This is a genomic window from Mesobacillus selenatarsenatis SF-1, from assembly GCF_000813125.1.
GTDB lineage: Bacteria > Bacillota > Bacilli > Bacillales > Cytobacillaceae > Mesobacillus > Mesobacillus selenatarsenatis.
In genome coordinates, this window is record NZ_BASE01000045.1 from 24,557 (window position 1) to 31,614 (window position 7,058).

The window sequence follows — 7,058 nt, forward strand, 5'->3', positions numbered from 1 at the left end:
CAAATGCCATCCTCGATCCGGTGAGCGTAGTTCCACAGGTGTATTCTGATTAATTCACCTAATGCAGATTTTGTTTCTGTCAGCTAGAAATTCGTAAGACTTTTCATGAAATTTTGTTTCGACTTGTCCATTTCAGCAGGAACATCCTTAACGAACCACTCGTGGAACGACTTGTTGAACATCTGCCAAGAGATGTTCGCTGGAAGGCTTTGTTGATTTACTTCTTCCCAAGACTTCTTTTCCTGTGCGAAAGATGTTACCTCGTACGGTCTTCCTACACCTTTCCAGCTTAGCTGGCTCCAATCATTCACGGTATTCAATTTTACAAACTTGTTGTATTCCTTTTCTGTGAAATTTCTAAGGTCCATTCTGTAAGAAGGTTGCAATCGGGTTTCATTTGGATTCAAGGCCGGCTCAATCTCTAATTGAATCAATCTGGTCACCCCACACATTTATATTTCTTACTAAATTCGTTTCATATTGATTAAACCCCTTTAATTTTTTTAAAAATTACAAAAATAGAAGCACACCCTGGATGGATGTACTTCTAGAAAGAGGATTTGCCGATTTAAAGCTTTCCACGTCGTATCAATTTGTTGGGGGTAAGGATGCCTTTCTTAAGATAGACAAATCCTCCTTCGAGTGCAGAGCCAATGACGAACTTAGAAGATGCTGATAAAACTTTCATCTTCATCCCTCCTAATGGAAATGGGCTTGCGTTTCTATTTTTACCCCTATAAAATGCACTTAAAACTTTTGGAAAGGTATGGGGTTACTATGTGTTATAAGGGTCCATTGCATCAAAATAAGCTTTTTCTGCTGCATCTTGTGTTGCAAACAGAGCATCATCGTCTTCAATTACATGTAAGGTTTCGTTAAGGAATAGGGCGAACTGATTAGGGTCTTTTGGATGCGGAACAATTTCACCAGCTTTTATGTTTGAAACAGAAGGTACATGAGGGTTCCGATAAATTACGAACACTTCATCACCAAATTTCAAATTTTTCGGATCGAGTAAATCCAAGTTTAATACCTCTCTTCGTTAAGTTTTATACATTGGTTGCATTATCTGTCGATGACATACCTTGAATCATAAATTTTCATTCTGCTGCTTTATCTCATCCCCGGTAAGAATAATATTTCCAGCTTCAAAATCCCTATGCTCATCAACCGACCCTCCTGGCACATAGCGTTGATTTGGTGTGTATGTTGAATTAAGTAAATCCTTGTTCCGTTTTAAATCATCTTTTTTATTATCCATAATCTCACCCCCTGGTAAGACTAGTTTTTGTATTGAGATATAGGATATACGAGTAATTTAACCTGTGTCATAAATATTGGAAAAGACACTAATTTGTCACAAATGTAAGGGTTTACATTCGTAAGTGGTGGTATAATAAAAGTGTAGAAAGAAAGTGATTAACATCTTAGGAGGCTCAACCAATTGTGTTCGTTCCGTAGTGAACGAAAAAAGGTTTATTCCTAAAGTGTTGTTACCTTCTCTTCATAAAATCAGTATCACCAGCCACAGGGATCTTGAACCTAATATAAGTTAAACCAGAAAGAATGTTGTCCTTTCAGTGGTTCAATTCAAAAGGGAAAAAGCAGAAGTCCAGCCTACTATTTACTTGTACGCAGGAAGGAAGCTTTTAACCAACAGAGTATCAATTTCAACAATTGATACTTGGAAAAGTACCATTCTCAAGGGAAGTCAACAATTTTCAGGTATAACAGTCCTTAGGAGAAAATAACCTTGATGGCAGCTAACCATCCAAATGGAATGGTCAGTAGGGATACATGATGTAAATGAAGAAAAGTGCTAAACGACTACTAAAGGGAATAATGAGTCTCTCGGTGATTATACCGAAAAATGTGTTTGTAAAGAGTCGTCATAAAGAAGGGAAACCTTCCTATGATAAGACACTTTAATGCGGAACAAACACACATCGGCTATAGTAAGAGGATCATACAACTCAATAGTTCCAAAAAGTTTTGGGCTGATGCTGGTTGGGTCTCCTAAGATGTTAAAAAAGAAGCTCGCAAATGAGCTTCTTTTTCTATGTGAGTTTTTTCTTCGGGTTATATAAGAAGGCACCTTTTTTTAAAGGTGCCTTCTTGTATTATTCCTCTTTTTTAGATAAGCAGCGGTCACATTCCATTAAATATGACTCAGCTTGTTCGTGCATTCCTTCACCACACTCAGGGCAAACCTTCTTTGGTAGATTACGAAAAAATTCAACCGGACTCATCATAATAAAAATCCTCCTTTTATAGTACAATTTATATTTTAATTAACCTGTTATAGTACAGTATAAACATTATTAGGAAATTTGTGTAGTCTTTTTTTGAAAAAATTTAAAAATAGGTGTTTGTTCATATTATCTGTTTGGGGTATTAGTTAATAAGTGCCAGGGTATATGTAATCCAGGATCGGTAAGTTCCTTATGCTGTTTGCAGAGAAGTCAACTCGAAAAGAGAAGGGAATTCCCATAAATTTCAATTGTCAATAGATAAAAGTGACAAAGTTATTACATTTTATTCAAGAAACCCTTTTATTCTCTTCAGTTTTAACATACAATCGAAATGAAACTTTAAATGGGGAATGATGCCTAAATGGATAATCCGGAATTATCCTTCAATCCAATATTACTGCTAGTAGCCATTTTATTGACAGTCATGTCATCATATACAGCACTCGATTTATTCAGTCTAATAAAATCATCAGATCGAAATAAACGATTCCTGTTTTTGGGTGGGACATTTTCACTTGGCATAGGGATATGGGTTATGAATTTCTTTGGAATGCTTGCAATGAACCTAAATGGCAATGTGTCTTACAGAATTCCAATAACAGTATTATCGATTATTTTGGTTATTTCATTTACAGCAATGGCGTTCTATGCAATGACAGGCAAGTCAGTAAAAAAAAGCAATATGCTTGCAGGAAGCTTGTTCATGATGCTTGCAGTCCTAGTGGTCCATATCCTGGGAATGTACTCGATGAGGTTAGATTTCAGTTATCAGCCACCTATTTTACTAATTGCACTTGCATTAGTTTTCGTATCATTTTACTTTTCCTTCTGGATGCTTTTCTCTTCAAAAAGTTTTACTCAAGGAAACCATGGTTGGATTAAGCCGCTAAGTGCTCTTTTCGTGACGGCTGCAATTGTAGAAGGTCATTTTCTTTTAACAAGAGCATCTTCAATCAATATGAGCAACGGTCTGGTCGAGCAGACGGGGATTCCAGAATCGTTGATCAGTTATCTTATCGTTTTTATCTCGGTTCTTATCCTTGCTGGCTTGATCGGTTCAAGTGCGTTAATCAGTAAAAGGCTTGCAGTTTCAGATACCAACTTGAAAGATATTACAGATGCACTTAATTCATCAGCAATTGTTGCTATTACGGATCCTAAAGGTAATATCACATATATTAATGCAAAATTTATTGAGATTTCTGGCTATAGTGAAGCTGAGCTTTTGGGTCAAAATCACTCGATCTTGAATTCCGGACTTCATACTAAGGAATTTTTCAAAGATATGTGGAAAACGATTGGTTCTGGAGACGTTTGGAAGGGTGAAATAAGGAATAAGAAGAAAGATGGTTCTTATTACTGGATTGACACGACGATTGTCCCTTTCCTAAATAATAAAGGCAGGCCATATCAATACGTTTCGATTCGTTCTGATATAACGCAACGAAAGCAGGCAGAAGCGAGCCTAAAGGAAACACTTAAAGAAGTCAGTGATATTAATTTTGCCCTTGATCAATCATCCATCGTTGCTTTTACTGACGAGAAGGGGATTATCAAAAATGTGAATGATAAATTCTGTGAAATCTCTAAATACAGCAGGGAAGAATTGATTGGTAATGACCACAGCTTATTGAATTCCGGATTACATTCGAAGGAATTCTTTAAAAATCTGTGGAAAACAATTGGGTCCGGCCAGGTTTGGAAAGGGGATATTCGAAACAGGGCGAAGGATGGTTCCTTTTATTGGGTGGATACCACGATTGTTCCTTTCCTGAAGGAAAATGGGAAGCCATATCAGTATCTAGCAATTCGTAACGATATCACAGAGAAGAAAAAGTCAGAGGAAATGCTGCACCGCCAGGATAAGCTTGCTGCTGTTGGCCAGCTCGCTGCTGGGGTTGCCCACGAAATCAGAAATCCGCTGACATCAATGAAAGGATATGCTGAATTCCTCCAGCTTGACGAAACCGATCCGCAGCGCCAGGAGTTCATTGAAATCATTCTTGACGAAATTGACAGAGTCAATAATATTGTTGAAGAGTTTATGGTACTTGCAAAACCAAAGGCTGTGGAGCTTGAGGAACAGAATATTATCTCGATTGTCCAAAATGTAGTGTCCATGTTGAAATTCGAAGCTAGAAAAAGGAATGTTAAACTGGATTTTGATGCTACAGAGGAAATCATCCAGATTGAATGTGATGAGAACCGATTGAAGCAAGTATTCTTGAATTTTATAAAAAATGGAATTGAAGCAATGCCTGATGGTGGAGATTTAAAAGTGAGAACAGAAATACAGGATGACAATGTCGTCATCTCCATAAAGGATACAGGCGTAGGAATTCCTCCAGAAACGCTCAAGAAAATTGGCGAGCCTTTCTATACCACAAAGAAAAATGGAAATGGACTCGGTCTGATGGTGAGCTTCAAGATTATTGAAAGCCATAATGGTAAGGTATACATCGAAAGTGAGCAGAACAAAGGTACAACATTCAAAATAATGCTTCCGGCTAAAACTGCATAATAGAAAGTCTGAGTAAGGCAGGAGTCAATCCTGCCTTATTTTTTATGCTTTCTTAGGGTCAAAATCAAAATTTGTCGAAAAATTGTCGGAAATATGACAAAAAAATCTTTTCAATTTTCTACATCGCTTTGAAAATTTAGACTACTATGGAAGTAAGAGAAATTTATATAACACTACCGGAGGGGAAGCTATGTCATCGATTAGCCAGGTTAAGACGGTCTGTGGTTATTGTGGTACAGGCTGCGGTTTGATATTGGAAGTTGAAGATAATAAGATTGTGAAAATCAGAGGAGACAAAGAAGCGCCTGTAAATAAAGGGCAGACATGTGTAAAAGGTGCTTTTGCCTATCAATACGTTCATGCACAGAAAAGATTGAAAACACCTATGATCAGAAAAGCTGGTGAGCTGGTAAAAGCTACATGGGATGAAGCATATGATTACATCGCAAACCGATTGTCTGATTTAAGAGATAATTTTGGTCCAGAATCAATTTCGATGTTCGCATGTGCCCGTACGACCAATGAATCGAACTATGTTACCCAGAAGTTCATGAGGACTGCTATCGGAAGCAATAATATTGATGGCTGTAACCGAACCTGACACGCTCCAAGTGTCGCCGGTCTGGCGACTGTTTTTGGAAGCGGTTTCCCAACAAATACATTAGAAGATATTGATGAGGCTGAGGTGCTTTTATTGATGGGTTCCAATACAACGGAAGCCCATCCAATCATTGGAAATAGAATAAAAAAAGCAGCCAAAGGCGGTCTCAAGATAATCGTGATTGATCCACGAAGAATTGATATGGTCAAGTCAGCTCATAAACATCTGCAAATTAACGTTGGTACAGATATTGCGCTTATCAACGCAATTATAAGGATTATCATTACTGAAAAACTGTATGATGAAAGTTTCATTGGCAGGCACACTGAAGATTTTGATGTGTTGCTGTCGAAGGTTGAACGTTACACACCGGAATATTCAGCTGAAATCACAGGATTGGATGCAGAAGATATCATAGAGGTTGCTCGCTTGTATGCAAATGCTGACAAGGCTATGATCGCTTATACACTTGGTATTACAGAACATCACTGTGGTGTGAACAATGTATTCGATATCGCCAACCTTGCATTGTTGAGTGGCCATATCGGGAAGCGGGGTTCCGGTATCATGCCTTTAAGAGGACAGAATAACGTCCAGGGCGCGGGAGATATGGGCTGTTTACCGAACCAGCTTACCGGTGCTGTAAGCTTATTGGACGACGAGTACCGGGCACGCTATGAGAAAAAATGGAATATAGAAATCAGTAAAAAAGTCGGTGATACCCAGACGAGGGCCTTCGATAAAATCGAAACGGGTGAAATCAAAGCTCTATATTGTATAGGGGAAAATCCGCTAGTTGCAGATGTTCATATGAACCATACGAGAAGCTTATTAGAAAAACTCGATTTCCTTATTGTTCAAGATATTTTTATGACAGAAACAGCTGAGATGGCTGATGTCGTTCTACCAGCCAAGTCATGGGGCGAAGTTGACGGGACATACACGAATACGGACAGGAGAGTGCAGCGTGTACGCACCGCGGTCACTGCGCAGCCAGGAGTAAAAGAAGATTGGGAGATATTGTGTGAACTCTCCGCGAGGATGGGCTATCCAATGGGATATAGTTCAAGCGAAGAGATTTGGGATGAAGTCAGAGAACTTGCCTGGGAGATGTATGGGGGTATTTCATATGCACGTCTTGATAAAGAGTATGGAATCCATTATCCTTGTCCAGATGAAACTCATCCTGGCACGAAAGTACTTCATGAAAGGTTCCATGCTGATGTTGAAAATCAAAAGCGCTCCAGTTTCGTACCAGTTGAATTCACACCACCTTTAGAACAGCCTGATGATCAATATCCTTTCACCCTCACGACTGGCAGGAGGTATGAGTCATACAATACTCATACACAGACCCGGCACTATGCAGCAGGGGTGAAAATTAAACAAACAGAGGAAACCTTGGATATTCATCCCGAAGATGCACTGCGCCTTCATATAAATGACGGCGACCTTGTAAGGGTAAGTTCACGGCGAGGAACTCTTGATGTAAAGGCGAAGATAACAGAACAGGTAGTTCCAGGACTCGTTTTCATGAGTTTTCACTGGTCCGAAGTTCCAACCAACGTCCTTACTCTTAATGAATATGACCCTATATCTGGCACAGCAGAATTTAAAGCATGTGCAGTTAAAATCGAAACAATCGCATAAAGAAGTAAAAAGCCAAAATCCTTTCGTGGGATTT

Annotated in this window: 6 protein-coding genes and 1 pseudogene; 3 read left to right on the forward strand and 4 right to left on the reverse strand. The window is 38.8% G+C overall.

Going from position 1 to position 7,058, the window contains the following annotated elements:
- Positions 1 to 83: 83 nt before the first annotated feature.
- The 4 genes from TY49_RS25245 to yhfH form a co-directional block, all read right to left on the reverse strand.
- The gene (locus TY49_RS25245) at positions 84 to 434 is read right to left on the reverse strand and encodes a hypothetical protein (RefSeq protein WP_232310436.1); all 351 of its coding nucleotides are present in this window, start codon (positions 432 to 434) and stop codon (positions 84 to 86) included.
- A 341-nt stretch (positions 435 to 775) separates the two neighbouring features.
- Positions 776 to 1,024 (reverse strand): transcriptional regulator SplA domain-containing protein, encoded by a 249-nt coding sequence (locus TY49_RS10575; protein WP_041965879.1) that lies wholly within the window; start codon positions 1,022 to 1,024, stop codon positions 776 to 778.
- 66 nt (positions 1,025 to 1,090) lie between these two features.
- Positions 1,091 to 1,261, reverse strand: a complete 171-nt coding sequence (locus tag TY49_RS24635) for a hypothetical protein (protein WP_156972661.1) — start codon at positions 1,259 to 1,261, stop codon at positions 1,091 to 1,093.
- 859 nt (positions 1,262 to 2,120) lie between these two features.
- Complete coding sequence (gene yhfH / locus TY49_RS24245) at positions 2,121 to 2,255, reverse strand: protein YhfH (protein WP_079509337.1); 135 nt, start codon at positions 2,253 to 2,255, stop codon at positions 2,121 to 2,123.
- A gap of 358 nt (positions 2,256 to 2,613) precedes the next feature.
- On the opposite strand from yhfH, the gene TY49_RS10580 reads away from it, so the two are divergent.
- The 3 genes and pseudogenes from TY49_RS10580 (at position 2,614) to fdhF (ending at position 7,024) form a co-directional block, all read left to right on the forward strand.
- A complete protein-coding gene (locus TY49_RS10580; protein WP_041965880.1) occupies positions 2,614 to 4,773 on the forward strand; it encodes a PAS domain S-box protein in 2,160 nt (719 codons plus the stop codon).
- A gap of 190 nt (positions 4,774 to 4,963) precedes the next feature.
- Positions 4,964 to 5,122: pseudogene (locus tag TY49_RS25550) on the forward strand (hypothetical protein); the annotation flags it as partial.
- A 24-nt stretch (positions 5,123 to 5,146) separates the two neighbouring features.
- On the forward strand, positions 5,147 to 7,024 hold the full coding sequence (fdhF, locus tag TY49_RS25555; RefSeq protein ID WP_369389799.1) for a formate dehydrogenase subunit alpha: 1,878 nt from the start codon (positions 5,147 to 5,149) through the stop codon (positions 7,022 to 7,024).
- Positions 7,025 to 7,058: the final 34 nt, after the last annotated feature.

Excerpts from the sequence above, each read along its gene's own strand:
- TY49_RS24635 (WP_156972661.1), bottom strand. The coding sequence starts at position 1,261 with ATGGATAATAAAAAAGATGATTTAAAACGGAACAAGGATTTACTTAAT.
- TY49_RS10580 (WP_041965880.1), top strand. The coding sequence starts at position 2,614 with ATGGATAATCCGGAATTATCCTTCAATCCAATATTACTGCTAGTAGCC.